General features: G+C 69.2%; 24 protein-coding genes. 9 read left to right on the top strand and 15 right to left on the bottom strand.

Features of this window, described 5'->3' with window-relative positions:
- Positions 1-30: 30 nt before the first annotated feature.
- A complete protein-coding gene (locus P1P70_RS03360) occupies positions 31-828 on the top strand; it encodes a serine protease (protein WP_319234422.1) in 798 nt (265 codons plus the stop codon).
- 145 nt (positions 829-973) lie between these two features.
- Here the strand turns inward: P1P70_RS03360 and P1P70_RS03355 are convergent, their stop codons facing one another.
- Positions 974-2,092 (bottom strand): winged helix DNA-binding domain-containing protein, encoded by a 1,119-nt coding sequence (locus P1P70_RS03355; protein WP_319234418.1) that lies wholly within the window; start codon positions 2,090-2,092, stop codon positions 974-976.
- Positions 2,093-2,493: 401 nt separating this feature from the next.
- On the opposite strand from P1P70_RS03355, the gene P1P70_RS03350 reads away from it, so the two are divergent.
- The 4 genes from P1P70_RS03350 to P1P70_RS03335 all read left to right on the top strand — a co-directional run bounded on the left by P1P70_RS03350 (position 2,494) and on the right by P1P70_RS03335 (position 5,278).
- Positions 2,494-3,678 (top strand): magnesium and cobalt transport protein CorA, encoded by a 1,185-nt coding sequence (locus P1P70_RS03350; RefSeq protein WP_319234416.1) that lies wholly within the window; start codon positions 2,494-2,496, stop codon positions 3,676-3,678.
- A 236-nt stretch (positions 3,679-3,914) separates the two neighbouring features.
- The gene (locus P1P70_RS03345; RefSeq protein ID WP_319234414.1) at positions 3,915-4,052 is read left to right on the top strand and encodes a hypothetical protein; all 138 of its coding nucleotides are present in this window, start codon (positions 3,915-3,917) and stop codon (positions 4,050-4,052) included.
- Positions 3,991-4,497, top strand: a complete 507-nt coding sequence (locus P1P70_RS03340; protein WP_319234421.1) for a hydroxypyruvate isomerase family protein — start codon at positions 3,991-3,993, stop codon at positions 4,495-4,497. Before P1P70_RS03345 ends, P1P70_RS03340 begins: the two co-directional genes overlap by 62 nt.
- A gap of 427 nt (positions 4,498-4,924) precedes the next feature.
- Positions 4,925-5,278 (top strand): cupin domain-containing protein, encoded by a 354-nt coding sequence (locus tag P1P70_RS03335; protein WP_319234413.1) that lies wholly within the window; start codon positions 4,925-4,927, stop codon positions 5,276-5,278.
- A gap of 173 nt (positions 5,279-5,451) precedes the next feature.
- On the opposite strand, the gene P1P70_RS03330 is transcribed toward P1P70_RS03335, so the two are convergent.
- From P1P70_RS03330 to solA, 9 genes are all read right to left on the bottom strand, one after another.
- A complete protein-coding gene (locus P1P70_RS03330; protein ID WP_319234412.1) occupies positions 5,452-6,435 on the bottom strand; it encodes a D-2-hydroxyacid dehydrogenase in 984 nt (327 codons plus the stop codon).
- A 1-nt stretch (position 6,436) separates the two neighbouring features.
- The gene (locus P1P70_RS03325) at positions 6,437-7,888 is read right to left on the bottom strand and encodes an NAD-dependent succinate-semialdehyde dehydrogenase (protein WP_319234411.1); all 1,452 of its coding nucleotides are present in this window, start codon (positions 7,886-7,888) and stop codon (positions 6,437-6,439) included.
- 41 nt (positions 7,889-7,929) lie between these two features.
- Entirely contained in the window at positions 7,930-9,210 is a 1,281-nt protein-coding gene (locus P1P70_RS03320) for an FAD-binding oxidoreductase (RefSeq protein ID WP_319234410.1), read from the bottom strand.
- 9 nt (positions 9,211-9,219) lie between these two features.
- On the bottom strand, positions 9,220-9,399 hold the full coding sequence (locus P1P70_RS03315) for a hypothetical protein (protein ID WP_319234409.1): 180 nt from the start codon (positions 9,397-9,399) through the stop codon (positions 9,220-9,222).
- Between the two features lie 71 nt (positions 9,400-9,470).
- Positions 9,471-10,238, bottom strand: coding sequence for an amino acid ABC transporter ATP-binding protein (locus P1P70_RS03310; protein ID WP_319234407.1), 768 nt, complete (start codon positions 10,236-10,238; stop codon positions 9,471-9,473).
- Positions 10,235-11,194 carry an amino acid ABC transporter permease gene (locus P1P70_RS03305; protein ID WP_319234405.1) on the bottom strand — a complete coding sequence of 320 codons (960 nt, stop codon included), beginning with the start codon at positions 11,192-11,194 and terminating at the stop codon, positions 10,235-10,237. Before P1P70_RS03305 ends, P1P70_RS03310 begins: the two co-directional genes overlap by 4 nt.
- Position 11,195: 1 nt before the next feature.
- Entirely contained in the window at positions 11,196-12,215 is a 1,020-nt protein-coding gene (locus tag P1P70_RS03300; protein ID WP_319234403.1) for an ABC transporter substrate-binding protein, read from the bottom strand.
- A gap of 100 nt (positions 12,216-12,315) precedes the next feature.
- Positions 12,316-12,996: a haloacid dehalogenase type II gene (locus tag P1P70_RS03295; RefSeq protein ID WP_319234400.1), complete on the bottom strand. Its 681-nt coding sequence runs from the start codon at positions 12,994-12,996 to the stop codon at positions 12,316-12,318.
- 128 nt (positions 12,997-13,124) lie between these two features.
- Positions 13,125-14,261 (bottom strand): N-methyl-L-tryptophan oxidase, encoded by a 1,137-nt coding sequence (gene solA / locus P1P70_RS03290; RefSeq protein WP_319234398.1) that lies wholly within the window; start codon positions 14,259-14,261, stop codon positions 13,125-13,127.
- 278 nt (positions 14,262-14,539) lie between these two features.
- Between solA and P1P70_RS03285 the strand changes: the two genes are divergently transcribed.
- Positions 14,540-16,168, top strand: coding sequence for a PucR family transcriptional regulator (locus P1P70_RS03285; protein ID WP_319234396.1), 1,629 nt, complete (start codon positions 14,540-14,542; stop codon positions 16,166-16,168).
- Positions 16,169-16,214: 46 nt separating this feature from the next.
- Here the strand turns inward: P1P70_RS03285 and P1P70_RS03280 are convergent, their stop codons facing one another.
- The 3 genes from P1P70_RS03280 to P1P70_RS03270 all read right to left on the bottom strand — a co-directional run bounded on the left by P1P70_RS03280 (position 16,215) and on the right by P1P70_RS03270 (position 19,879).
- A complete protein-coding gene (locus P1P70_RS03280) occupies positions 16,215-17,273 on the bottom strand; it encodes a tartrate dehydrogenase (RefSeq protein ID WP_319234394.1) in 1,059 nt (352 codons plus the stop codon).
- A gap of 73 nt (positions 17,274-17,346) precedes the next feature.
- Positions 17,347-18,231 (bottom strand): LysR family transcriptional regulator, encoded by an 885-nt coding sequence (locus P1P70_RS03275; protein WP_319234393.1) that lies wholly within the window; start codon positions 18,229-18,231, stop codon positions 17,347-17,349.
- Between the two features lie 379 nt (positions 18,232-18,610).
- Positions 18,611-19,879, bottom strand: coding sequence for an aspartate aminotransferase family protein (locus P1P70_RS03270; protein WP_319234391.1), 1,269 nt, complete (start codon positions 19,877-19,879; stop codon positions 18,611-18,613).
- Between the two features lie 225 nt (positions 19,880-20,104).
- On the opposite strand from P1P70_RS03270, the gene P1P70_RS03265 reads away from it, so the two are divergent.
- Positions 20,105-21,790 carry a PucR family transcriptional regulator gene (locus P1P70_RS03265; protein WP_319234389.1) on the top strand — a complete coding sequence of 562 codons (1,686 nt, stop codon included), beginning with the start codon at positions 20,105-20,107 and terminating at the stop codon, positions 21,788-21,790.
- 346 nt (positions 21,791-22,136) lie between these two features.
- Here P1P70_RS03265 and P1P70_RS03260 read toward each other — a convergent pair whose 3' ends face one another.
- Together P1P70_RS03260 and P1P70_RS03255 are read right to left on the bottom strand one after the other, a co-directional pair.
- Positions 22,137-22,922, bottom strand: coding sequence for a hypothetical protein (locus tag P1P70_RS03260; protein ID WP_319234387.1), 786 nt, complete (start codon positions 22,920-22,922; stop codon positions 22,137-22,139).
- Positions 22,915-23,859: an ATP-binding cassette domain-containing protein gene (locus P1P70_RS03255; protein ID WP_319234386.1), complete on the bottom strand. Its 945-nt coding sequence runs from the start codon at positions 23,857-23,859 to the stop codon at positions 22,915-22,917. Before P1P70_RS03255 ends, P1P70_RS03260 begins: the two co-directional genes overlap by 8 nt.
- Before the next feature lie 484 nt (positions 23,860-24,343).
- Between P1P70_RS03255 and P1P70_RS03250 the strand changes: the two genes are divergently transcribed.
- Positions 24,344-25,597: a sensor histidine kinase gene (locus tag P1P70_RS03250; RefSeq protein ID WP_319234384.1), complete on the top strand. Its 1,254-nt coding sequence runs from the start codon at positions 24,344-24,346 to the stop codon at positions 25,595-25,597.
- On the top strand, positions 25,588-26,235 hold the full coding sequence (locus P1P70_RS03245) for a response regulator transcription factor (protein WP_319234382.1): 648 nt from the start codon (positions 25,588-25,590) through the stop codon (positions 26,233-26,235). Before P1P70_RS03250 ends, P1P70_RS03245 begins: the two co-directional genes overlap by 10 nt.
- Positions 26,236-26,254 lie beyond the last annotated feature (19 nt).

The raw sequence follows: 26,254 nt of genomic DNA, 5'->3' as shown, positions 1-26,254 counted from the left end.
CCCCACCGGCAACCCCCCATGAGGAGAACCATGTTCGGGTTCAACCGCGCCAAGAAGTCGATGGTCGCCGCCGCTGCCACGGCCGCCGCTGCCGCCGGCGCACTGCTGACCGCGCCCGGCGCCGTCGCCGCTCCCCAGCCCATCGTGGGTGGCACCACCACCACCGCGAGCGCGTACCCGTACGTCATGCAGATCACGGACGCCTCGCAGAACCAGTTCTGCGGCGGCACCCTGGTCTCCCCGACGAAGGTGATCACCGCGGCCCACTGTGTCGAGGACAGATCGGCCTCCAGCACCCGCGCGGTCGGCGGCCGCACCTACCTCAACGGCACCAACGGTACGGTCAGCCGGGTCAGCCGCATCTGGATCCACCCGAACTACACGGCCGCCGAAGAGGGCAGCGACGTGGCGGTGCTGACCCTGTCGACGTCGATGCCGTACACCCCGATCTCGTACGTCTCCTCCTCCCAGACCGGTGTCTACGCGGCCGGCACGACCGCCCGCATCCTCGGCTGGGGCGACACGTCCGCAGGAGGCAGCGCCTCCAACCAGCTGCGCACCGCGACCGTGCCGATCGTCGCCAACTCGGTCTGCGGCAGCTCCAGTTCCTACGGCTCCGAGTTCATCGCGAGCGACATGGTGTGCGCCGGGAAAGCGACCGGCGGCGTGGACACCTGCCAGGGCGACAGCGGCGGTCCCCTGGTCATCGGGGGCGTCCTGGCAGGCATCACCTCCTGGGGTTACGGCTGCGCCGACGCGCAGTACCCCGGTATCTACACCCGGCTGACCACCTTCTCCAGCGCGGTGTCCGCGCAGGTCAACTCGTAACGCAGGACACGGGAAGAAGAGACGGGGAGAAGTCGGCCCACGGACTCCTGAGGCACATCCTCAGGTGATACCAGGGGGCGCCGCGAACCTGCCACGAGCGGTTCGGGGCGCCCCCTCTCCATTGCGCGACGGTGCCGAGGGTGGGTCAGCGGCCGGCGGCTGCCACGGTGCCGAAGCGGATGTCGTACGAGCCGGCGCCGTGCAGCGTTTCGAGCAGGCGGTCGGCCTCCTCCACCAGTTCCGTCCGCTGCCGCCCGGTGAGCTGTCCGAAGGGTTCGAGGGTCACGACGTCGGCGTCGAGCTTCCAGATGCCGGCCAGGAATCCGTCGACGAGGAAGGTGCGGTAGGCCTGGTTCCCCTGCCAGGAACGGCCCTTGAGGTCGGGCGGGACCACCCGGGAACGGTCGGCGTGGGAGAGGAGCAGATTGTCGAACTCGGGGAGCAGCCGGGGCGGCACCGGAGTCTCCGGGTCAGGGCGGGGCGCGTCCGGGAGGTCGAAGAGCTCCGTGCCACGGTCGTCCCGGAAGGTGACCAGCTCCGGGCGCAACCGCTCGAACGCCTCACGCAACCGGGTCAGTCCGGCCCAGGCCTGCATGTCCTTCACGGAAGCGGGCCCGAAGGCGGCGAGATAACGCCGGACCACGGCCTCGGGTGCCGGGGCCTCCTCGGCGGGCCGCCCGAGCCAGTGCTCGGCGGTGGTCAGCGCGACCTGCCCGCTCCTGCCCCACAGGCCGCGCGGGGTGACCTGGACGAGCGGCAGCCGACAGCGCGCGGCGAGACCGAGGGCGAACGGGTCGGCGTCGGGCCACTCCACGACCAGGGCCTCACGCAGCTGCTTCAGCGTGCGGGGCTCGGCCTCGACGAGTTCGCGGGCGATGGCCTCCAGCCGGTCGAGGTCGACGCCGACCAGGCCCTTGCGGAACAGGTTCAGCTCCCGTTCCCGGGCCGGCTGCACCAACGGCCGCAGGGTGAGGCAGTCCTCGGCGGTGTGCGTGTGGATCGTGGACCGCATGCTGACGATGCGGACGACTTCCCGATCGGCCATCAGCCCCGACAACTGCTCCGGCGCGAACCCGTCCAGGCGGGCCGCCAGCGCGTAGTAGGGCGGCTGGACGTTCTGCGCCTGGAGGCCGAGAAGGTGCTCGACGGCGTCGTCGGCTGACAACTGCGTCCGGTCCAGGAGGAGTTGACGGGCCAGGGTCGCTCGGTTGAGAGCGCGGGTGCCGAGCCGGGGAGCGGCGGTCTGGTGCGCCTTGTTCGTCATGCTGTGCACGCTAGCGGGCGTTGCGGACACCGTCTGTCCTCAACGTCGAACGTCGAGGGCACACGGTTTCGCTCCCTCTCGCCGCGCCCTCACCGACTCCCCCGGCGCGACGACCGCCGCTGGAACCCCGCCCGAAGCAGCCCCAACCGGCCGCCCCCCGCCGGAACTTGCCGCACCTGACCCAGCCTTGCCGAACTGCACAGAACGCCGCCGAACCCTGACCGTGTCGTCCGTCCGTATGGGGCGCGCATCCGGCTCATCCGGCCCGCAACCAGCTCACCCGGCCGGCAACCAGCTCGCACCCGACCCGCAACCAGCTCGCATCCTGTCCGCCTCCGGTCCGTATCCTGATCGGTGACCCCGCAGTCGTACGATTCCGCGCACCTCGGGAGGCATCCGCGATGGCCGATCGACGCGCCCGCCCGGCCCCGAAGAGCACCGGCCCCGCTTCCAGGGGCGGCCGGAAGTCCGTCTGGCGCCGCGCACTGCCCCCTCCCCCGGCACCACCCGGCGGGCCGACGACACCGAGCCCGGACCCGGCGCCACCGGCCTCGGCCGAGCGGGCGGCCAGCGTGGTGGAGGCGGCCGTCTACCAGGACGGTGTACGCGCCTCCTCACCGGCCACGCTCGCGGACACGTTCCGTGAACTCCGCCAGGCCCCGGCCGGCATGGCGTGGATCGGGCTCGCCCGGCCGACCGAGGCTGAACTGCTCTCCCTGGCCGCCGAGTTCGACCTGCACCCGTTGGCGGTCGAGGACGCGATGGAGGCGCATCAACGCCCCAAGCTGGAGCGCTACGGCGAGACCCTCTTCGTCGTCCTGCGTGCCGCGCGCTACCTCGACGCGCAGGAGGAGGTGGACTTCGGCGAGCTGCACGTCTTCGTGGGGCCGGACTTCGTGATCACGGTCAGGCACGGGGCGGCACCGGACCTGTCGGCCGTGCGCCGCCGGATGGAGGAGAGCCCGGAACTGCTGAAGCTGGGCCCGGAGGCCGTCCTCTACGCCATCCTCGACGCGGTGGTGGACGGGTACGCACCGGTCGTCGCGGGTGTGCAGAACGACATCGACGAGATCGAGACGGAGGTCTTCCGCGGCGACCCGAAGGCCTCCCGCCGCATCTACGAACTCTCGCGCGAGATGGTGGAGTTCCAGCGCGCCACACGCCCCCTCGTCGGCATGCTCCACGGCCTCATGGCCGGTTTCACCAAGTACGAGACGGACGAGGAACTCCAGCGCTACCTCCGTGACGTCGCCGACCACGTCACCCACACGAGCGAGCGCGTGGACGGCTTCCGACAGGCCCTCACCGAGATCCTCACGGTCAACGCCACCCTGGTCACCCAGCAACAGAACGCGGAGATGCGCGCCTTGGCGGAGGCGGGCTTCGAACAGAACGAAGAGATCAAGAAGATCTCGTCGTGGGCGGCGATTCTGTTTGCTCCCACGCTGGTCGGAACTATCTACGGCATGAACTTCGAGAACATGCCTGAGTTGGGCTGGAGCTTCGGATACCCCTTCGCGATCGGCCTCATGGGGGTTGTTTGTGCCAGTTTGTATGTGATTTTCAAGCGGCGGGACTGGCTCTGAGCCCTCTTGCCGAGCTCAGTTCTTGTGCGGCCTCTGCTCTCGCACCGGTCACGGATCGGGGCGAAATCAACTCTGGGGAGAATCCGGGGAGAATCTGCCGCCGACAAGGGCCCTGCGTCGGCGACTTCGCCCCTGCCCCGTTCCCCGCCAAGCCTGTCGCCGAGCGCCGTTGCCCCACCCGCAACGGACACAGACAGTGGCATTGACTCCTTGGTTGAAGCCACAAGCCCCCCAGCATGCCGAGGTTCGCAGCGAACCTGTCCATGATGTACACCGAGCACGATTTCCTCGACCGCTTCGCCGCGGCCTCGGCTGACGGCTTCGAGGCCGTGGAGTACCTCTTCCCTACCGGTCGAGCGGGCCAAGCATCGTGACACCTACCTGACCAACCTGGCCTGGGCCACGGAGCGGGCCGCCACGGCCGGCGTCGACATCCTGATCGAGCCGATCAACGGCCGCGACATGCCCGGGTACTTCCTGAACACCCAGGCCGAGGCCCACGCCGTGGTGCTGGGGGTGGGAGCCTCGCATCGCAAAGTGCAGCTCGACCTCTACCACTGCCAGATCGTCGAGGGTGACCTCACCGCGACCCTGCGCCGCGACCTGCCGACCGGCCGGGTCGGTCATCTGCAGATCGCGGGCGTGCCCGACCGGGGTGAGCCCGACCAGGGTGAGCTCAACGTCCGGCACCTGTTCGACGTGGTCGACGAGCTGGGCTTCGACGGGTGGATCGGCTGCGAGTACCGACCCCGCGCCGGCACGATCGAAGGTCTCCGCTGGCTCCACGACTACCGGAGCCGACGAGGGCAAAACGCGTGAAGACGCGGTTCGTCTGCCTGGTGCACCGAGGGACGGGCTGATGCGCGCAGACCCGTCCATGCCGCTGGATGCGCCCGCGGCGACCGATCCGCTCCTGGCCATGAATGCCCCTCCGGCCTCCCGCCTGACACAACGTCCGAACCTCGTGCCCACGACGGACAGATCACACGTGGGCTCCGTGCGCGGCGTCAGAAATACTCGATGGGCCGGGGCAGTCGTACGCTCCACACCGCTGGTGCAGGCCGCCGCCCAGCAGGTCGCCTTCGATGCCGATCGTCCGGCACTTCATGTCGGAGTCAAAACCCGTGGCGGCAGCCGTCAGGCCCTGCTCCGAGACGTGCGATGAGTCTGATCGAACTCGGCCCGGTGACGCCTGGTACGTCCGCTCCCGATTTCCGTCGTTGTCACATCCAGTAGAGGAAAAGAAATGTCACTCCTGAAGACCATCGATCCCAACCCCCCTTTCGCACCCCAGGAGTCCGGCCCGCTGCCGGAACGCCTGATCTCCGGTGACCCGACCTACAAGACCTGGGCCCAGGACGCCGCCCGCGGGGAAACGATCAAAACGGGCGTCTGGGAAGCCACGCCCGGCGAGACGCACTCGATCAAGGGCGAGCTCTTCGAGTTCTGCCACATCCTCTCCGGCGTCATCGAACTCACGCCGGAAGGCGGCGAGCCGGTGATCTACAAGGCAGGCGACAGCTTTGTCATGAAGCCGGGCTACGTCGGTGTCTGGAAGACCATCGAAACCGTGCGCAAGATCTACCTGACCGTTTCATAGGCCCGGCTCAGCGAAGCGGTACGGGGCGATGGGACCGGGCGGCTGCCGCCCGGTCCCATCCATGCTGCTCGGCCTCCGGGTCCAGCAAGGTGCGGCAAGTCGGAGAGAGAAAAGGCGAGTGGCACGCGCCGCGACCGGTAGGAGTCACCGGTCGGGGCGCATGCTACTCGCCTTCAGGGTGGGGGCGTGTCATCGACCACGTAGCCGAGCCGCTTGTCCACCACGTTGCGCAGCGGCCGGCCCTCGAGGTGCCGGGCGAAGTTGTCGAGGAACACCTCGATAAGCGCCTCCCGCTCGCGGGTGGTCTCGCCCGCCGTGTGCGGGGAGACGATCACGCCGGGCATGTCCCACAGTGGTGATCCGGCAGGCAGCGGTTCTTGAGCGAACACGTCCAGGGCCGCTCCGGCGAGCCGTCCGGCGGCGAGGTGGTCGACCAGCGCCTCCTCGTCGACGAGTCCGCCCCGGCCTACGTTGATCAGCCGCGCCCCCGGCTTCATGGCGGCGAGCACGGGGGCGTCGACCATGCCCCGGGTGCCCTGGGTGAGGGGGGCGGCCAGGACGACGTAGTCCGCTTCCGTCAGGGCGGAGCGCAGGGTCGTCGCACCGTGAACAGTGCCGAAGTCGGGATCGTCCGAGCGGGACTTGCGGCCCGCACCGCTCACCCGCATCCCGACGGCGCGCAGCAGCCGGGCGGTGGCCCGGCCGATCGGCCCCGTCCCCCAGACCAGCGCGGTGCGTCCGGTGATGCCGTCACTGGGGCGCGGACGCCACTCGCGGCGCCGCTGGTGCTCCCACGTGCCGGGGAAGTCCTTGGCGAGGGCGAGGATCAGGCCCAGGACGTACTCGGCGGTCGGCTGCTCGTAGACCCCGCGGGCGTTGGTCAGGACCACCTGCGGATCGTCCACCAGGGCGGGGAACAGCAAGGAGTCCACGCCTGCGGAGGACGCGTGGACCCAGCGGGGCGCCTTCTGCGGATCATCGGGCCACGCCTCCCGGATGGCCGGGGTGATGGTCACCCAGGCCAGGAGGACGTCGGCGCCGGGGAGGAGGTAGGGCAGTTCCTCCTCCGTGGCGTAGACGGTGTCGGCAAGGCCCTCGATGCGTGCGGTGGCGGGGGGCCGGTTGCCGCGGTAGAGGACGACGAGTCGCTCGCGCATGTCAGGCTCCGACGGGGACGGCCATGTACTTGTACTCCAGGAACTCGTCGATGCCGACGAGTCCGCCTTCGCGGCCAAGGCCGGACTGCTTGACGCCGCCGAAAGGCGCGGCGGGGTTGGAGACCAGTCCTGTGTTGATGCCGATCATGCCGCTTTCGAGACGTTCGGCGACCCGCAGGGCACGGTCGAGGTTCTGGGTGAACAGGTAGGCGGCCAGACCGAATTCGGTGTCGTTGGCGGCGGCGACGACCTCGTCCTCGGTCTCGAAGGTGCGGATCGCGGCGACGGGGCCGAAGACCTCGGAGTCGATGATGGCGGCGTCGGGGGCGATGCCGGTGAGGACGGTGGGCGGGTAGAAGCAGCCCGGCCCTTCGGGGAGTTCACCGCCGGTCAGGACGGTGGCACCGCGCTTGACTGCGTCCTGCACCAGGTCGTGGGCTTTGCTGCGGCCGGCGGCATCGATGAGGGGGCCGACGTCGGTGCCGGGTTCGGTGCCGGGCCCGACGGTGAGGGCGGCCATACGGGCGGTGAGGCGCTGGGCGAACTCGTCGGCGACGGAGGTGTGGACGAAGATGCGGTTGGCCGCACAGCAGGACTCGCCCATGTTGCGCATCTTGGCGACCATGGTGCCCTCGACGGCGGTGTCGAGGTCGGCGTCCTCGAAGACGATGAGCGGTGCGTTGCCGCCCAGTTCCATGGAGGTGCGGATGACGGTGTCGGCACACTGGGCCAGCAGGATCCGCCCGACCTGGGTGGAGCCGGTGAAGGAGAGCTTGCGGATCTTCCCGCCGCGAAGGAGGGGTTCGACGACGCCGGCCGCGTCGGAGGTGGTGACGATGTTCAGCACACCCGCCGGCAGGCCCGCTTCGGTGAGGATCTCCGCCAGTGCGAGGGTGGTCAGGGGGGTCTGGGGGGCGGGTTTGAGGACGATGGTGCAGCCGGCGGCGACGGCCGGGCCGATCTTGCGGGTGCCCATCGCCAGGGGGAAGTTCCAGGGGGTGATCAGCAGGCAGGGGCCGACGGGCTGACGGGCGACCAGCAGTCGGTTCCTGCCGTCGGGGGCGGTCATCATGCCGCCGTCGATGCGCACGGCTTCCTCGGAGAACCAGCGGAAGAACTCCGCTCCGTAGGCGACCTCGGCACGCGCCTCGGCCAGGGGCTTGCCCATCTCCAGCGTCATCAGCAGCGCGAGGTCCTCGGTGCGCGCGATGATGATGTCGTAGGCGCGGCGCAGGATCTCACTGCGCACGCGCGGCGGGGTGGCGGCCCAGGCGGCCTGCGCGGCGACCGCCGCCTCGAGGGCACGCCGGCCGTCGGCGGGTGAGGCGTCGGCGACCTGGCACAGTTCCTCGCCGGTGGCGGGGTTGTCGACGGACAGGGTCCGGCCGGACTCCGCGTCCTGCCAATCGCCGCCGATGAACAGCTGCTTGGGAACATCACGGACGACAGTCATGGTGAGTATCTCCTTGTAGGTGTAGTGGGACTGCCGACCGGTCAGCGGATGCGGTCGAGCGTCTTGTAGTAGGCGCCCGCGAAGGGCAGGAACCAGGCAGTGCCGTTGTAGAGGGGGATGCGGGGCGGGGCGATGTCGCGGACGGGGCTGACCTCGGGGTGGCCGTCCATCACCTCGGCCATGACCTGCCCCATGTGGGTGGCCATCTGCACGCCGTGCCCGGCGTATCCCAGGGAGTAGTAGACGCCGTCCTCGGTCTGCCCGGCGTGCACGATGCGGTCCATGGCGAAGCCGACGGAGCCGCCCCACACGTACTCGATCCTGGTGCGGGAGAGCTGCGGGAAGATCTCGCACATCTCACGGAACAGAACGGCCCCGCTCTTCTTGTCCGAGGTGGGGTCGGACGGGGCGAAACGGGCGCGGCCTCCGAACAGCAGCCGGTTGTCCGGGGTGAGCCGGAAGTAGTGGCAGACCTTGTTGGAGTCGACGATGAGGCGGGCCTTGGGGATGATGTCCCGGGCCAGCTCCTCGCCGAGCGGCTCGGTGACGATGATGAAGCTGCCCACGCAGACCTGCTGCCGGCGCAGCCAGGGGAAGTTCTTGTCGGTGTAGGCGTCGGTGGCCATCATGACCTGCCCGGCGCGGATGACACCGCGCTCGGTGCTGACCTCGAACCGGCCGGCGGCGGTACGCCGCACGCCGATGGCCGCGTTGCGCTCGTGGATCTCGACACCGGTGCGCTCGCACGCCTCGGCCATACCGCGCACGAAGCGGCCGACGTGCAGGGCCGCGCTGAACGGGTCGAGCAGGCCGCCGTGGTAGGCGTCGGATCCGATCTCGGAACGCAGCTCGGCCTTGCCGATCAGAGTGGTCTCGTGTCCGAAGTGCTTGGCCAGGTCACGTTGTTGGGCCTTCTTGCTCTCGAAGTGGGCGGGACGGGACGCGACACCCAGGCGTCCTACGCGGCGGAACTGGCAGTCGATGGACTCCTCGTTCACGATCCGCTCGACGGTGTCCACGGCCTCGCCGTAGGAGTTGTAGATCTCGCGGGCCCGTTCGAGTCCGTACCGGCGGATGGCCTGGCTCACGCCGATGGTGAAGCCCAGGTTCGCCATGCCGCCGTTGCGGGCGGAGGCACCGGAGCCGATCTGGCCCTTCTCGACGAGGGTGACGCGGGCGCCCTTGCGGGCGGAGTGCAGGGCGGTGGACAGACCCGTCAGGCCGGCGCCGACGACCACCACGTCGGTGTCCTCGGTCAGCGGCTTGCCGGATCGGTCGGGAAACGCCCCGGCGGTTTCTATCCAGTAGGGAATCGTCTTCATGTCGGGTCCTTAGCGGGGAGTTTCGAAGGAGGCGCGGCCGGGCAGCACCAGGTGCCCGGCCGACGGCGATGTCAGGTGCGAGGGCGGGGACGCCAGGGCGATGAGGACCGCGCTGACGGCTGTGACGGTCGGGGCCACGTCGAGACGGCGGGCGTTGGAGACCAGGGACCGGCAGGGCGCGGGTGTCACGTTCACCGCAGTCGGTCAGCTGCTCCTCCAACCTCGCTGCCGGAGCCGCTGCCACCTGTCGGTGCCACTGCCTACAGCACTCTTTCGAGGAAGGCCTGGGTTCGTTTCTCACAGGGGTTGCCCAGGACTTCGCGGGCATCGCCGCGTTCGACGGCGATGCCTTCGTCCATGAAGAGCACTTCGTCGGCGACTTCGCGGGCGAAGCCCATCTCGTGGGTGACGAGCAGCATGGTCATTCCGTTGCCGGCGAGGTCGCGCATGACGGCGAGTACTTCACCCACGCGCTCGGGGTCCAACGCGCTGGTGGGTTCGTCGAACAGCATGATGGTGGGTTCCATCGCCAGCGCGCGGGCGATGGCCACGCGCTGCTGCTGGCCGCCGGAAAGCTGGGCGGGGTACTTGTGGCCGCAGCCCTCGAGGCCGACCTTGGCCAGCAGCTCTTGTGCCTGCTCCCGGCAGGCGGCGCGGTTTTTCTTCTGCACCAACACCGGTCCGGACATGACATTGCTTTCGGCGGTCATGTTGGGGAACAGGTTGAACTGCTGGAACACCATGCCGATGCGGGCGCGTTGCTCGGCCAGCCGTTTCGGGCGGACGGCGTGGTAGGCGTCGTCCTTCTCGACGTAGCCGAAGTCCTCTCCGTTGACCTTCAGGACTCCGCGGTCGACGGGCTCCAGACCGTTGATGCACCGCAGCAGGGTGGATTTGCCGGATCCGCTGGGCCCGATGATGCAGGAGATCTCCCCGGCCGCGACGGTCAGGTCGATGTCACGCAGAACCTGGTGACGTCCGAAGCTCTTGCACAGCTTGCGTGCGACGATCGTTCCGTCGGCGTTCACAGCAGGGACTCCCTCGTGGTGGGAACGGGCCGGTCCGCCCCCGGCCCGGCCGGCGTGGCGGCCGGGGTCAGCCGCGTCCTGGTCGAGCGGGAGAAACGGCGCTCGATCATGGACTGCGGCACGCTCAGCACCAGCGTCATGATCAGGTACCAGAGGCTGGCCACGATCAGCAGCGGAATCGTCTGGTAGTTGCGGGCGTAGATCGACTGTGCGCTGTTCAGCAGGTCGGCGACGCCGAGCACACTCACCAGCGAGGTCTCCTTGAGCATGCCGATCACCTGGTTGCCGGTGGCCGGGATGACCGCCGGCATGGTCTGCGGGATGATCACACGCCGGAGCCTGGTGAACCCCGACATGCCCAAGGACTCCGCCGCCTCGTGCTGTCCCCGGGGAACCGAGGCGAACCCGCCGCGGATGATCTCCGACATGTACGCGGCCTGGTTCAGCGTCAGCCCCACCACGGCCGCGGTCATCGGCGTCATGATCGCGTTCACGTTCACCGGCGTGGAGATGTCGGTGAACGGGATACCGACGGAGATGTTCGGGTACAGCGCCGCGATGTTGAACCAGAAGATCAGCTGCACCAGCACGGGGGTGCCGCGGAAGAAGGCGATGTAGAGCTGGGCCAGCCCGGAGACGGGCCGCAGGTGCGACATCCGCATCACCGCCAGCACCAGCCCCAGCAGCGTGCCCAGAGCCATGCTCGCCACGGTCAGGAGGAGCGTGATCAGCAGGCCGTTGAGGATGGTCTCGGTGGTGAAGTAGCTGAACACCACCGGCCAGCGATAGTTCTCGTTCGTCACCACGGTCCACACCAGACCGGCGACGATCGCGATCGCGACGGCCCAGGCGACGTAGTCGCGCGGACGTTTCGGCGTGATCCGCTTCTTTTCTTCGGCCAGTAGTTGTGACACCGGTCGGCTCCTGGTCTTCATACCGATCAGATCCGTGGACATGTCAGTCCTGCGGGACGGCCATGGCCGCGGTCTTGATCCCGAGGTCCTTGAGACCCCAGCGGCCCAGCGCCTCGGTGTACTTGGGGTCGTCGACGATCGACTGGATGGCAGCCTGCACCGCGGGGGTCAGCGCAGAGTCCTTCTTCAGCGCGACGGCCACGGGCTTGGTGGCCACCAGGGGCTTGAGGACGTCGAACGTCTTGGGCTGCTGCCGGGCCGCCCACTCGAGCGAGACGAAGTCGTACATCACCGCGTCGATCCGCTTGGAGACCAGCTGGGTCAGAGCGTCGTTCACGCTGGGCAGGGTCACCGCGTCGATGGCCGGCTTGCCCTTGCTCGTACAGTCCTGCTTGGACAGCTGGGGCAGCCACTGCAGCTCCGCGGTGCTGCCGGAGGTGACGGCGACACGGTGCCCGCACAGCGTGTGGGTGCCCAGCTTCTGCGGGTTGCCGTAAGGGACGGACACTCCGGTCCCGGAGTTGACGTAGTTGACCATGTCGAGCACCTTCAGCCGGTCGCTGGTGGCACCCATGGTGGAGGCGGTGAAGTCGTACCGGTTGGCCTGCAGACCGGTGATGATGGTGTCGAACTTGACGTTGTTGATCTGCAGCTTCAGACCGAGCTTGGCGGCGATCAGCCGGGACATGTCCGGGTTGAAGCCGATCGGGGTCTTGTTGTCCGACGCCATGAACGTGGTGGGCGGATAGGCCAGGTCCATGGCCACCGAGAGCGTGCCCTTGGCCTTCACCGCCGCGGGCAGCAGCTTCACCGCCTTCGCGTCCGGCGTCACGCCCACCGAGATGTCGTCGGTGTGCTCGGCCGACGCGCCGGATCCCCCGCCCTGCGTCGTGCCCTTCGCCCCCGCGTTCTGTGCCGTGCCGCTCGCCCCGCACGCGGCGAGCGCGAGGGCCAGGGCGGTGGTGACGATCGGGATGCTCAGGTGCCTGTTGACCTGCATCGCGGCGGCCGCGGCGCCTGCGGTGCGGAATACGTTTCTGCGGCCTGTCCGGTTGGTTTCCATGGCGGTGCCTCCTGGGGATACGGGGATACGGGGAATCCGTGCTGCGGGGACGACGTGCGGATCGGACGGGAGGGGCGGCTGAGCGGGTGCGCGTCGCGCGTCAGATGCCCAGCATCTGGTTGAGCTCGTCCAGGGACTTGACGGTCACGTAGTCGTAGCCATGGGTGACCGGGTCGCAGCCGCGGTCCAGCAGGACGAGGTTGCGGAAGCCCATGTCGTGCATCGGCATCAGGTCGTAGCGGGTGTGCGAGGAGACGTGCACGAAGTCCTCGGGGGACGCGTCGAGCTGGTCGAGCATGTACTCGAACGCGGCGTAGCGGGGCTTGTAGTAGCCGGCCTGCTCCGCGGTGAAGACCGCGTGGAAGTCCGCACCGAGCCGGGGCACGCTCTCCGCGAGGAAGGAGTCGTCGGCGTTGGAGAGGATCACCAGCTTGTAGTTCTCGCCCATCTTCTTCAGGGGTTCCTGCACGTCGGCGTGCGGGCCCCAGCTGCGCACGCCGTCGGCGAGCCGCTTGCCCGCGTCCGGGGCCGCCTTGATCCCCCACTTGCGGCAGACCCGCTCGAAGGCGGCCTGCAGCGTCTGCTCATAGGGGTTGTACTTGTCGAGGACCGCGTCGTAGCGGTAGCCGCGGAACTCCTTGACGAACTGGTCCCAGTGCTCGGCCGGGATCTGGTCGCCGACGAGCTCACGCGTGATGGGGGTCATCGGCCACTCGATCAACGTGCCGTAGCAGTCGAACGAGACGTACTTCGGGCGGAACTGGAACGAGGGAATGGGCATGGAAGTGCTCCACTTTCTTGTGTCGGGGAACTGGTCAGGGCCGGCGCGACCCTTTTTAGGCATGCTCACGACAGATGACTCGCGACAGAGACGTGAGTGGGGGTGATGGCGTCGACAACCGCCGGAGATCAGGCGGCGCCGACTCCTGCCGGAGCAAGGAAGTCGACAGGGTGCTGCGTGGTGCCGTCGAGCGCCAGGTCGGCGGCGATCTCTCCCATCGCGGGCGAGAACTTGAAACCGCTGCCGGAGAACCCGGCCATGACGATGATGTCGTCCTCGCCGGGGAGATGACCGACGAGCGGGTTTCCGGACTCCGTGTAGCCCTCCATGTAGGCCGACATCCTGATGGGGTCGGGGTTCAGGTCGGGCATGAGTTCACCGATGAGCTCGCGGAAGACACCGAGTTCTTCGGGGCGGACGGTACGGTCGAGCCGTTCGGGCTCGGGCACCGGCGCATGGTATTTGAGGGAGAGACCGAGCTTGACGGAGATGCCGTCGGGCGACGGGATTCCGAAGCAGTCGTGGGGTGCGGCGCGCACGAAGGAGGGGGCGCCGCCCGCGAACCAGTCGTGGCGGGTGGGCAGGTGCCAGGAGCAGACCACCCGGCGGACGTCGACGGTCCGGGGGAGGTCCGGGAGCAGGGTGTTGATCCAGGGGCCCACGGTCACCACGGCGGCGTCCACGTGGTCCGTGCCCTGGTCGGTGACGACCCGCACCCCGCCGCCCGCCGCGGGGACGACCTCGCGCACTGTGGTGTAGCGGTGCAGCCGGGCGCCCAGTTGCTCGGCACGGGCGGCGGCGGCTTGGATCGATGCCTCCGGCCTGATGACGGCGCCCAACCGGTCGAGGAGAGCGGTGTGTCCGTCCGGGAGCCGGTGCTGCGGGTGGCGGCGGGCCAGTTCCTCCCGGTCCAGGACCTCGTGATCCAGCCCGTGCGCGGCGCTGGTGGACAGGAGGAGGCGCATGGACGGTGAGGCGGTCTCTCCCATCACGAGGCTGCCGCTGCGGCGTCGCAGCGGCAGGCCCGTCTCCGCCTGGAGCTGCTCCCACATCCGGTCCGCCAGCCGCAGCAGCGGAATGTAGCCCGGCTCGCCGAGGTGGGCGGCTCGGTAGATACGGCTCTCGCCCCCGGCCGCGCCGCGGTCGTGACCCGGTGCGTAGCGGTCGTAGCCGATGACCTCGGCTCCGCGGGCGGCCAGTCGCCACATGGCCTGGCTGCCCATGCTGCCGGCACCGATCACGGCGACGCGCTTCGGGACACGCATGAGGTCGCTCCTCTCGATGGTGTGGTGGGTGGCAGTCGGGCCCCAGCGCTGTCCGGACACCGTGCGGACCTTTGCGGTTCGCGTCCTGCTGGGGATGGCGTTCACTCTCCGCCCGGGGGAAGCTGCGGGGCAACCCACACTGTGTTCCGCCTCGCGGCCTTCTTGAGACGGTCTGTCACTGCGGACGACCGGGCGGCGCCAAAGCCGGCCCCCCTCTTGTCACGATGAGTGGCCGATGCGAAGGTGAGCCCCATTCCCCTCGGATGAAAGCACCACCTATGCCACCCAGACGTCACACAACCGGCCACTTCCCCACACTCCGGGAGATACTGCGCCTGCCCGTGTTCGCCGAAGGGATGCCTCGCGTGCTGGCAGGCGAGTCACGGCTGGACAGCCCGGTGCGCTGGGTGCATGTCACCGAGCTGCTCAACCCCGCCGATTTCCTGGAGGGCGGCGAGCTGGTACTGACGACCGGCAAGCCGCATCCCGAGAACGCCTCCGAGCTGCGCGGTTACGTCGACCAGCTCGCGGATGTCGGCGCGGCCGGCCTGATCGTGGAGCTCGGTTACCGGTACCAGAAGGTGCCCCAGGAGCTGGTGGCGGCGTGCCGTGCCCGTGATGTGCCGCTCGTCGAGCTGGCCCGCGGCGTCCGGTTCATCGACGTCACACACACGGTGCACGCGCTCATCCTCGACGCCCAGGGAGCCCTGCTGCGCCGCGGGCGGGACATCCAGGACATCTTCACGGCCCTGACGCTGCGGGGCGCGGACCCCGAGGAACTGGTGCACACCACCGCGGAGCTCACCGGAGCCCCCGTGGTGCTGGAGGATCTCACCCACCGGATCCTGATGTGCGAGCTGCTCGGCCGGCCGTACGAGCCGGTGGTGTCGGCCTGGTCGCGGCGATCACGGGCCGCCCCGACGCCGGAGAGGATCACGCCGAGCGGCCCGGAGGGGTGGCTGATCGCGCCGGTGCAGGACCACCACGGCCCGTGGGGGCGGCTGGTCCTGCTGGGGGACCGGCTGAGCGCCGAGCCCGACCCGGAACACGTCCTGGTGCTGGAGCGTGCGGCGATCGCGCTGACCATGGCGCGTCTGGCGGGGCAGGCCTGGTGGGAGCGCCGGGCCCACCGCTCCGTACTGCGAGACCTGTACGAACGGCGTTTCCGCTCCCCCGCGGACGCCCGCGCCCGCGCCGAGGCACTGGGACTGCCCACCCTCGGACACCGCCTGTTCGCCGTGGTCATCCTCCACCCGTACACCGGCACCGAGGGGGAGCACCTCGATGAACGGATCGCGAAGGCGCTGACGCACACCGGTGTCCGCGCCCTGGTCGGCGAGACGGCCCCGGGCCGCATCGGTGTCCTCATGGCTCTGGCACAGGCGAGCGCCTGGCAGCCGGTCGCCGAGCGGATCGGCCGCCTGGCCCGGGAAGAGCTCGGGCCGCGGGCAGTCGTCGCCGTCGGCCCCGGGGTGACCGACCTCGGCGGGATCGCCCGGTCGTGGCAGGAGGCGGAGCAGACGGCCGAGGCCATCACACCGTCCTCCCCCGAGCGATGGTTCTACGTCCCCGCCGACGTCCGGCTGCCGGAGTTGCTGGGCGTCCTTCGTGAGGACACCCGTCTTCAGCGGTACGCCGAACGGCAGCTGACCCGCCTCATCGAGCACGACGACCGCAACAGCGGCGATCTGCTCCCGGCACTGCGCGCCTATCTGGCGGCGGCCGGGAACAAGTCGGTCGCGGCGAAACGCGCCGGCATGTCCCGGCAGGCGTACTACCAGCGCCTGCACACCATCGAGCGGCTCCTCGGCTGCGACCTGGAGTCAGGTCTGGAACGCACGTCCCTGCACGTCGCGGTGCTGGTTCTGGACGCGGGAGAAGCAGCGGCAGAGGGCGCGCGGGAATGACTGGTGGGCGGCGTCGTCCCTGCCGCCCACCGCGGAAGAACACGGCTCAGAGGAGCTCGATCAGCCTGTCGGTGAACTCGGCGGTGGTCGCGGTTCCGCCCAGGTCACGCGTGCGGGTATCGGTCTTGGCCAGCACCGACGCGATCGCGTCCGTGATGTCTCTGGCCGCGGCTCGATGGCCGAGGTGGTCGAGCATCATGGCCGCGGACCAGATCGCGCCCAACGGGTTGGCGATGCCCTGGCCCGCGATGTCGGGCGCTGAGCCGTGTACCGGCTCGAACATCGAGGGGAAGTCGCCCTCGGGGTTGAGGTTGGCCGCCGGGGCGATCCCGATGGACCCGGCGACCGCGGCCGCGAGGTCGCTGAGAATGTCGCCGAAGAGGTTGGAGGCGACGACGACGTCGAAGCGGGCGGGGTCGAGGACGAACTTGGCCGCCAGCGCGTCGATGTGCTCCTGGTCCCAGGTGACGCCGGGGTGGTCGGCGGCCCGCTCGGCGATCAGCTCGTCCCAGAACGGCATGGTGTGAATGATGCCGTTGGACTTGGTGGCGGAGGTGAGCTTCCCTCGGCGGCGGGCGGCGAGCGAGAACGCGTAGTCGGCGACACGGGTGACCCCGGCCCGGGTGAACACCGCTTCCTGGACGGCCAGCTCCTCGGGCGTGCCCTGGTTCAGCCGTCCGCCGATCTCGCTGTACTCGCCCTCGGCGTTCTCCCGCACGATGACGAGATCGACCTCGCCCGGCTGTGCGCCGCGCACCGGACTGTCGATGCCCGCGAAGACGCGGACGGGCCGGAGGTTGACGTACTGGCGGAAGCTGCGCCGTATCGGGATCAGCAACCCCCACAGCGAGACATGGTCCGGCACTCCCGGGTAGCCGACGGCGCCCAGCAGGATCGCGTCCTTGTCGCGCAGCTGGTCGATCCCGTCGGCGGGCATCATCGCGCCCTCCCGCAGGTACCGCTCGCACGACCAGTCGTACGACGTGTAGGACAGGCTGAAGCCGTGGCGGCGGCCGAGAACATCGAGCACCTGCTGTGCTGGGGGCAGTACCTCGGCGCCGATGCCGTCGCCGGGGATCAGGGCAATGCGGTGGTTGGTCGTCATGCCGTCGATTGCAGCAAGGCGGTCCGCGGGACGTCCAAGACGCAAAGCGGATCTCCCTTATAGGCGGCGCCTATCAGCTGCCGGCGGCCGAGAGGGCGGCCGTGACGAACGCGGCAGCCGCCGGCGACAGGCTGCCGCGGCGGCTGACGAGAGCGATGTCCAAGGTGCTCTCCGGCTCGATGTCCAGGACGCGGGCGCCCAGCTGCCGGGCGAGGTCCCGCCAGGAATCCATGACCACCGCGAGCCCGACCCCGGCCAGTACCAGGGGCATGAGCGACACCCGGTGCTCGGTCTCGGCGGCGACGGTGAACTCGATGCCCTGTTCCCGCAGCGCGTCGACGTAGGCGCGCATCCCGGTACCCGGCTGCCCGACGATCAGCCGCTGTCCCGCAAGCTCCTGGCACCCCACCGCCGTCCGATCAGCGAACGGGCCGTCGGCCGGCACCATCAGCACAAAGCGCTGCCGCCCCAGCGCATGGCAGACGACCTCCTTCTCGGAGAACGGCCCGGCGGACGCCAGGAGCCCCAGTTCCACGGCACCGGTGCGCACCATGTCGGTCACATCACGCGAGGTGAACGCCGCTTTGATGGCCACGGAGACGCCGGGATACCGGTGGCTGAAGGCACTCACCAGACTCGTCAGCGGCTCCACCGCCTGCGACGGCACGGATGCCACGTCCAGGCGCCCCTCCCGCAGCTCATGCACCGCCGCGACACTCGCCCGCGCCGTCTCCAGACTCCGCACGGCCTCCCGGGCAGGCTCGATCAGAGCCCTTCCGGCCTCCGTCAGCACTGCCCTACGCCCGATGCGATGGAACAACTCGGAACCGAGATCACGCTCCAGTGCCCGCACGGCCTGCGACAGCGACGGCTGCGACACGTACAGAGCCGAGGCCGCACGGTTGAACCCCCCACGATCAACGATCGCGAGGAAGTACTCCAGCTGCCGAATGTCCATTGCGCATCCTCTGCCCCTCAGCAAAGCAGCCGACGACTCGATGGTCCCGACCATGGTCGCGTGAAGGACCGCCTCGACGAAGCACGGACCCCCGATGCGGTGACCGTTTCTGTCACCGCAGCGCGGCCACGGCTGATCGAGGCGCTCGTCGCCACCATGCGGGCCCGCCGCGGCCCGGACTCCGTCACCGGCCTCCCCGAGGGCCGTGGCTGCTCACCTGCGCAACGTCGCAAGCTCCTGACTCAAGACGCGAGGGAGGGTTGTCGAAGCCTGTGCGGTCGCCACCAGGCGGACCGTCGCCGCGGTGACGACCGCACAGGAACCCTCGGTGCGCGCAGGCCGGTGCGGCCGGAAAGGACGGCACCCCGGCCCGGTCACGTCATCGCCGCGCCGCTCCCGATGTGCCGGCCTCCACCGCGGCCGCCCATGCCTGGAGTCCCTGGTCCACCGCCGTCTCGTCGATCACCAGGGCCGGGATCATCCGCACGACCTGGTTCCAGGCACCGCACAGGAGCAGGAGCAGGCCCTGGTCGACAGCGGCACGCTGCACGCGGGCGGCCGTCTCGGGGTCCGGACCGCCGTCCTCGGTGACGAACTCCGTGGCGAGCATGAGACCGAGGCCGCGTACGTCGCCGATGCCTGCGGTCCGGTCGGCCACCGCTTCCAGGCCCTGGCGAAGTCGCTTGCCCATGGCCTCGGCGTTCTCGACGAGCCTCTCGTCGCGGACGACGTCGAGGGTGGCGCAGGCCGCGGCGCAGGCGACGGCGTTGGCGCCGTACGTACCGCCCTGCGAGCCGGGCCACGCCTTGGTCATCAGCTCCTCGGAGGCGGCGATGCCTGACAGCGGGAAGCCGCTGGCCAGACCCTTGGCGGTGACGAGGATGTCGGGCGTGACGCCGAAGTGGTCGTGACCCCAGAAGCGACCGGTGCGGCCGACGCCCGTCTGTACCTCGTCGAGAATCAGCAGGAAGCCGTGGCGGTCCGCCCGCTCCCGCAGGCCCTGCATGAAGGCGCGGTTGGCGGGGACGTATCCACCCTCGCCGAGCACCGGCTCGACGATGATCGCGGCCGTGTCGGCGGGCGAGGAGATCGTCTGGAGCGTGTAGTCCAGCTCCTTCAGGGCGAAGCGGGTCGCGGTCTCCTCGTCCCAGCCGTACCGGTACGCAGACGGGAACGGAGTGACGACGACACCGCTCATCAGCGGGGAGAAGCCGGACCGGAAGCGGGTGCCGGAGGTCGTCATGGAGGCGGCTGCGACCGTACGGCCGTGGAAGCCACCGTGGCAGACCAGGATGTTCGGCCGACCGGTGGCCTGCCGCGCCAGCCGCAGCGCCGCCTCCACCGCCTCGCTGCCGGAGTTGGTGAAGAACAGGCTGTCGAGCCCCTCGGGCAAGACCTCGCCCAGCTTGTCGACCAGCCGCCGCAGCGGCTGGTGCATGACTGTCGTGTACTGGCCGTGGACGAGGGTGCCCACCTGTTCCTGGGCGGCCGCTACGACCTTGGGGTGGCAGTGCCCGGTGCTGGTCACGCCGATGCCGGCGGTGAAGTCGAGGTAGCGGCGGCCGTCATCACCGTAGAGGTGGACGCCCTCTCCCCGGACCGCCACCACGGGCGTGGCCTGGCGAAGGTGCGGCGACAGTGCGGTCATGTTCGTCTCCCGGCGGGTCGTCGGTTTGGCTCCGGTCCGGTCGAGCATCTCCGCGTACCTCGATGACGCCAATGCTCGATCTGTCCGCCGGCGCCGCGGCATCTGGACGTTGTGTCAGCCGCACCCGGCATCACGCCCCGCTCGTCCTGCTCACAGCAGCCCTCTCAGAGCTCTTGCGCAGGTCAGCGAGGATTGTCAGGGTGACGGAGCACCCAGGGAGGTCCCATGCACGAGAAGCACCACACGGCTGCGAGGCCCGTCACCGACGGTCCTGACACCTCCTTGGCAGGCCCGGACATGGCCACCGCCGGCCATCCGCTCACCGTTGCCGACGTTCTGACCCTTCCCGTCCTCGCCGCCGGGCAGCCGCAGGTTGTGACCGGAGCAGACCTGCTCGACCGCCCCGTCCGCTGGGTTCACATGACCGAGCTGACCGATCCTGCTTCTTTCCTCAAGGGCGGCGAGCTCGTCCTGACCACCGGTATGCCCCTGCCCGAGGAGCCGGCCGGTGTACGCCGCTACGTGAACGAACTCGCCGACATCGGCGCGGCGGCCTTGGTCATCGAACTGGTCCGCCGTTACCACCGCCCGCCGGACGCCCTGGTCCATGCCTGCGAGGTCCGCGGGCTCCCCCTCGTGACCCTGGCCAAGGACGTCAACTTCCTTGAGGTCACACAGGTCGTCCACGCTCTCATCCTCGGCAACCAGGCCGAGGAGATGCGCCGGACCCAGCGCATTCACGAGGCGTTCACCGCCCTCACGCTGCGCGGCGCTGTGCCCGAGGAGGTCGTACGTGCCGCGGCTGAGATGAGCGGCCACACCGTCGTGCTGGAGAACCTGGCCCACCAGGCACTGATCTGCGCGCCCTCCGCAGGCACGGTCGAGGCGGCGCTCAGCGACTGGGAACGGCGCTCACGAGCGACACCTTCCGCCGGCCGCACCTCCGTGTCCGGACCCGGCGGCTGGCTCGTGACATCTGTGGAGTACCAGGGCGAAAGATGGGGCCGGGTGGTCATGTTGCCCGCCCCGTCACGCCGGCCCACTCCCTCGATATTCGGCCCCACCGCTGTGACGGTCCTGGAGAGAGCTGCGATGGCCCTGACCATCGCCCGCGTCATCCACCCCGTGCCCTGGGAACGCACCGCACACCGCAATCTCCTGCGCGACCTCGTCGGACAACGTCACCACTCTTCTGCGGACGCCGATGCCCGGGTCGCCGCACTGGGTCTGTCCACCAAGGACTGCAGCTTCATGGCCGTGCTCGCGGACTTCCCTCAGGAGACTGACGCGACGACGAGCGAGGCCCTCCTCTGCGAAGAGCTGAAGAAGCAGGGGACACAGGCCTTCGTCGGTGTTCTCAGCCCCACGCGCCTCGGCATCCTCCTGTCCCTGCGCCCCGGCCAGCCCTGCGCACCCGTGGTCGAACACCTGAGCCGCACCGTACTCGAGTCGGTGCCGGGGGCCACCGTCAGCGCAGGCAGCGAGGCGACGGACCTCTCCGATGTCGCCCGATCCTTCCGCGAGGCGACCCGCGTCACCGAAGCCACCGAACCCGGCCAGCCGCTCCCGCCGGGACGCTCCTACCACCAGCCGTCCGACATCGGCCTGCGCCGCCTTCTCTTCGCGCTCCGGGAGGACACCCGGATCCAGGACTTCACCGAGCGCCGACTGAGCCGGCTCCTCGACCATGACGCCCGCCACGGGACGGACTTGCTGACGACCCTGCGCCACTACCTTGACGCGGCAGGCAACAAGACCCTGGCAGCCCGCTCCGGCTGTCTGTCCCGCGAGACCGTCTACCAACGTCTACGCAGCATCGAGCGGATACTCGACTGCGATCTCGAGTCCGGCGAACACCGCACCGAACTGCACGTGGCCCTCACAGCGCTCGACGTCCTGCGGGCCAGGTGAGGGGCTCGGTAGACAACTTCCCAGAAGATCACGAGCCGGAATCGGCTCTGGCGAGTCCCTGGGGAGAAGTGATGCGAGCGAGGTCATGACGCACAACACATCCCTCCTCCTCCGGGGCGGAACAGGTTGCCACGACCAACTGCCCCGGCACGGCCCGTTGGGGCAGGCACGCTTGTGGGCTTTCGGGCTGACCGGTCGGCGCACCCGGTGAAGCCGTGCCTTCTGTCGTGCCGAGTCACCGGAAGCGACGCAACGGCGAACATGCTCTCGGTCTGGCCGCGCACCGCTGGAACCACCACAGACGTCAGGCCCGGAGCGATACTCCGGGCCCTTCGTCGTCGTGGGACTACGCGTCGCGCTTCTTGAACAGGATGCAGGCGGTACCGATGATCAGGGCCGCGAAGAGCGCGAACACGCCACCCGAGGCCCAGCGGTCGAAGAAGTCGAAGTCCGGAGCTGCGGGACCGAAGTTCGCCGGGCTGGTCAACATCAGCTCCTCCCCGGCGGTGAACGGCAGGAACTTCACGGCCGACGCCAGCCATTCCAGAGCCGGGACCATGGTGAGCCCCACGATCAGGGTCTCGATGATCAGCGGCATCAGGAAGATGACCACCAGCGCCGAGGGCACGCCACGGAACAGCAGCCCCAAGCCGAGCCCGACCAGGGCGTAGATCAGGTTGTAGGCCACGTACCCCAGCAGAGCCGAGCGTACGGGGTCGTCGAACAGGCCCGGGACCTCGCCCCAGAACAAGAGCACCAGGGTCGCGTTGATCGCTATCGACAGCAGCGTGGCCACGGCCGTCAGCGCCGTGACGGTCAGGATCTTCGCCAGGATCAGGCGCGCGCGCTGCGGAAGCGCGGTCAGGGTCGGCTGGATCGTGCCGTGCCGGTACTCGTGGCCGGTCGCGAAGATACCGACCACGGCCATGAACACCGCCAGGAACGGGATCACGAAACTCGCCCCGCCGTTGACACTGAGGTTCACGGCGTCGGCATGGAGCGGCTCGTCGCTGGCGCCGAGGCCGAGGACCACCGGGATCACGGCGGAGGCCACCAGGCCGGAGCCGACCATCCAGTAGGTCGAGCGGAGCGTGCGCAGCCGCGTCCATTCGAATCTGAGCGCATCAAGCATTCTGGGCACCTTCGGGGGTCTGAGCGGTCTGGCTCGGCTTTTCGGCGACGAACTGCTCGGCGGCGCCGGTGGCGGACATGAAGGCCTCTTCGAGTGAGGCCGAGCGGCTGGAGAGCTCCGTGAGCTCGATGCCCTCGGTGAAGGCAAGGTGCCCGACCATGCCGATCTCCATTTCCGAGACGACCAGTTCGCCGTCGTCGCCCTTGACGACCCTCGCGCCCTTGGCTTCGAGAGCGGAGAGGAAGGCGTCGGCAAAGGGGCTGCGCACGATCACCGTGGATGTGGTGAACTCGCGGACGAACTGATCGACGTCGCCGTTGAAGATCATGTGACCGCGGCCGATGACGACCAGCTCGTCGGCCATCAGCTGCATCTCCGAGAGCAAGTGGCTGGAGACGAAGATGGTGCGGCCCTCGGCGGCCAGACTCTTGAGTAGATCGCGCATCCAGTGGATGCCGTGCGGGTCGAGGCCGTTGGTCGGCTCGTCCAGCATCAGCGTGTGCGGGTCGCCCAGCAGCGCCTGCGCCAGGCCGAGGCGCTGTGACATGCCCAGCGAGTAGCCCTTGGGTTTCTTGCGCTTGGCCGAGCCGAGCCCGACCAGGTCCAGGACCCGGTCGATCCTGGCGTTGGCGATGCCGTTGGCGGAAGCGAGCATCTTCAGGTGGTTGCGGGCCGAGCGGGTGGGGTGGAACTGCTTGGCCTCCAGCAGGGTGCCGACGTGGTTCATCGGCCGACGGATCGAGGTGAACCGCTCACCGTCGAACAGGGTCTCGCCCCCGCCGTGGTCGAGGCCGAGCATCAGCCGCATGGTGGTGGACTTCCCCGAGCCATTGGGACCGAGAAAGCCGGTGACCACCCCTGGCCGGACATCGAAGGACAGATTGTCCACCGCGACCGTCTTCTCGTATCTCTTATGCAGGCCTTTCGCGGAGATCATGGTGTTCCCATCTGGACAATCGAATAAGTGAAGGTGTTGGTCGTCATGTGTCCGGCTCGGTCGGCCCGGGCTCGTCACCGAGCCGTTCACACCGCCGGCTCCGGGACTGCGGGCGGCTTGCCGCGCAAGCCCGTGACCGGTAGCAACAACCTAGGAGCCGCGCCAGGGGAGCGGACATCCCGCGCGCACACCAGTGCGTGATGGTGCAGGCACCACCACCGAGCGAGCGCTGTCCGGCTCGCACCGGTAGGTGGGCTTCAACGGCGTGATGAAGAGCGCTGCCACGTGCGTTGCGGCGGCGCGAGGTACATGGGGATCGCCTTCACCTCATGCGATCCCCACCGAGGCCGGAGCCGCGGTGACGGGCCGGTCCCGGCGACGCCGTCACCGGTACCGCGCCGTCGCCCGAGGTAGTGTCGGCCCTCCCCCGAACCGGCATGCTTGCCCCGATCATCGCCGACAACTCGCCGCCTAATATGCGAGCATGCGCCCGAAAGCGCGCCAAGTCGGCGCCCCCACCCTCTACTCGCTGACCACCTTCCCCTTGGCCCTGATGGGCGTGGCCCTGGTCATCCCCGTCCTGGCACTCGGCGTGGCCACGTCGGTCATCGGCATCGGACTGCCGATCCTGGCGCTCGCCCTGCGGATCGCACGCGGATTCGCCGAGGTCGAGCGCCGCGTCCTGCCGGAAGTCCTGGGCCATTCCGTGGCTCGGCCGGTGTACAACGAGCCTGCCGAGGGATCGGGTGTCTTCCGGCGGAGCATCGCCCCGCTGGGCGGCGGCCAGTACTGGTTGGACCTCCTGTACGGGATCGTGATCTTTCCCGTATCCGTGATCGTGTTCGTGATCACCGTGGGGTGGTGGTTGGTGACGCTGTCCACGCTCACCTGGCCGCTGTACGGATGGATCATCCACGAGGCGGTGGGCCTGGAGAACCTGCAGAAGCTTCCCAAACTGGTCGGGGTGGAGAACTACTGGTTCGCGTCAGCGTTCTACGTGACGATCGGCGCGCTGTTCGCCCTCGCCCTGCCGTTCGTCGTGCGCGGCACCGCCCTGGCAAGGGCGAACCTGGGGCGCGTCCTGCTGACGGCGGTCGGCGAGTTGCACGAGCGTATCGCTGACCTGTCCGAGGGGCGGGCCGCCGCCGTCGCGGCCGAGGCGAGCGCGATGCGGCGCCTGGAGCGCGATCTCCACGACGGGCCCCAGCAGCGGCTCGTACACCTGGCCATGGAGCTGTCGCGGGCACAGCGCCAGCTCGCCAAGGACCCCGACATGGCACAGGCCACCATCGCCGGCGCCATCTCCGAGACTCGGGAGACTCTGGAGGAGCTACGCACGCTGTCGCGCGGGATCGCGCCCCCGGTACTCACCGACCGAGGGTTACCCCATGCCCTGGCGGCCCTGGCGGCCCGCAGCCCGGTGCCGGTGGAGCTGGACGTCCCGGTCCCGGACCGCTTCTCCGCCGCAGTGGAGAACACCGTGTACTTTGTGGCCGCCGAAGCCCTGACCAACGTCGCCAAGCACAGCCGCGCCGACGCCGCGCGCCTCACCCTGTCCCGGACCGCGAACCGGCTGATCCTGACCCTGTCCGACAATGGCATCGGCGGCGCCCATCTGGCCAAGGGGCACGGCCTCACGGGGCTGGCCGACCGCGCCAGGTCGGTCGAGGGCGATCTCGTGGTCCACTCCCCCGAGGGAGGCCCGACAGTGGTGGTGATGGAGGTTCCATGCGGGTAGTGGTCGCCGACGACGCCGTGCTGATCCGTTCCGGACTCGTCCGGCTGCTGGAGGAGTTCGAGTTCGAGGTGGTCGCCGAGGTGGGCGACGGCGACAGCCTCGTCTCTGCCATGGTCGAGCACCGCCCGGACGTCTCGGTGGTGGATGTGCGGATGCCCCCCTCGTTCACCGACGAGGGCCTGAAGGCCGCAGTTGCGGCCCGCAAGCGGGTTCCCGGTGCGCCGGTGCTGATCCTGTCGCAGTATGTGGAGGTCTCCTATGCCGAGGATCTGCTGGCCGACGCCAGGGGAGCCGTGGGCTACCTGCTGAAGGACCGGGTGGTGGACGTCGACGAGTTCATTGACGGGCTGCGGCGGGTCGCCGCCGGGGGGACGGTGTTCGATCCGCAGGTGGTGGCCCAGCTGATGGTTCGGCGCCGTGGCAACGACCCCCTGGCGACGCTGACCGCGCGGGAGCGGGAGGTGCTCGGACTCATGGCCGAGGGGCACTCCAACCAGGCCATCGCGCGCAAACTCGTGGTGAGCGTCGGCGCGGTGGAAAATCACGTCCGCAGCATCTTTGCCAAGCTGGGCCTGTACGTCGAGGACACCGACCACCACCGCCGGGTGCGCGCGGTGCTGGCCTACCTGCGTTCCTGAGGGCCCATTGCGGCGATGT

Origin of the sequence: Streptomyces sp. MB09-02B, from assembly GCF_033794485.1 — a bacterium.
GTDB lineage: Bacteria > Actinomycetota > Actinomycetes > Streptomycetales > Streptomycetaceae > Streptomyces.
This window is presented reverse-complemented; position numbering and strand designations above follow the sequence as displayed.

Excerpts from the sequence above, each read along its gene's own strand:
- P1P70_RS03355 (WP_319234418.1), bottom strand. The coding sequence starts at position 2,092 with ATGACGAACAAGGCGCACCAGACCGCCGCTCCCCGGCTCGGCACCCGC.
- solA (WP_319234398.1), bottom strand. The coding sequence starts at position 14,261 with ATGCGTGTCCCGAAGCGCGTCGCCGTGATCGGTGCCGGCAGCATGGGC.
- P1P70_RS03280 (WP_319234394.1), bottom strand. The coding sequence starts at position 17,273 with ATGACGACCAACCACCGCATTGCCCTGATCCCCGGCGACGGCATCGGC.
- P1P70_RS03265 (WP_319234389.1), top strand. The coding sequence starts at position 20,105 with ATGCACGAGAAGCACCACACGGCTGCGAGGCCCGTCACCGACGGTCCT.
- P1P70_RS03270 (WP_319234391.1), bottom strand. The coding sequence starts at position 19,879 with ATGACCGCACTGTCGCCGCACCTTCGCCAGGCCACGCCCGTGGTGGCG.
- P1P70_RS03295 (WP_319234400.1), bottom strand. The coding sequence starts at position 12,996 with ATGCCCATTCCCTCGTTCCAGTTCCGCCCGAAGTACGTCTCGTTCGAC.
- P1P70_RS03260 (WP_319234387.1), bottom strand. The coding sequence starts at position 22,922 with ATGCTTGATGCGCTCAGATTCGAATGGACGCGGCTGCGCACGCTCCGC.
- P1P70_RS03360 (WP_319234422.1), top strand. The coding sequence starts at position 31 with ATGTTCGGGTTCAACCGCGCCAAGAAGTCGATGGTCGCCGCCGCTGCC.
- P1P70_RS03320 (WP_319234410.1), bottom strand. The coding sequence starts at position 9,210 with ATGAAGACGATTCCCTACTGGATAGAAACCGCCGGGGCGTTTCCCGAC.
- P1P70_RS03255 (WP_319234386.1), bottom strand. The coding sequence starts at position 23,859 with ATGATCTCCGCGAAAGGCCTGCATAAGAGATACGAGAAGACGGTCGCG.
- P1P70_RS03275 (WP_319234393.1), bottom strand. The coding sequence starts at position 18,231 with ATGGACATTCGGCAGCTGGAGTACTTCCTCGCGATCGTTGATCGTGGG.
- P1P70_RS03245 (WP_319234382.1), top strand. The coding sequence starts at position 25,588 with ATGCGGGTAGTGGTCGCCGACGACGCCGTGCTGATCCGTTCCGGACTC.
- P1P70_RS03305 (WP_319234405.1), bottom strand. The coding sequence starts at position 11,194 with ATGTCCACGGATCTGATCGGTATGAAGACCAGGAGCCGACCGGTGTCA.
- P1P70_RS03345 (WP_319234414.1), top strand. The coding sequence starts at position 3,915 with ATGCCGAGGTTCGCAGCGAACCTGTCCATGATGTACACCGAGCACGAT.
- P1P70_RS03350 (WP_319234416.1), top strand. The coding sequence starts at position 2,494 with ATGGCCGATCGACGCGCCCGCCCGGCCCCGAAGAGCACCGGCCCCGCT.
- P1P70_RS03330 (WP_319234412.1), bottom strand. The coding sequence starts at position 6,435 with ATGCGCGAGCGACTCGTCGTCCTCTACCGCGGCAACCGGCCCCCCGCC.
- P1P70_RS03325 (WP_319234411.1), bottom strand. The coding sequence starts at position 7,888 with ATGACTGTCGTCCGTGATGTTCCCAAGCAGCTGTTCATCGGCGGCGAT.
- P1P70_RS03250 (WP_319234384.1), top strand. The coding sequence starts at position 24,344 with ATGCGCCCGAAAGCGCGCCAAGTCGGCGCCCCCACCCTCTACTCGCTG.
- P1P70_RS03300 (WP_319234403.1), bottom strand. The coding sequence starts at position 12,215 with ATGGAAACCAACCGGACAGGCCGCAGAAACGTATTCCGCACCGCAGGC.
- P1P70_RS03335 (WP_319234413.1), top strand. The coding sequence starts at position 4,925 with ATGTCACTCCTGAAGACCATCGATCCCAACCCCCCTTTCGCACCCCAG.
- P1P70_RS03285 (WP_319234396.1), top strand. The coding sequence starts at position 14,540 with ATGCCACCCAGACGTCACACAACCGGCCACTTCCCCACACTCCGGGAG.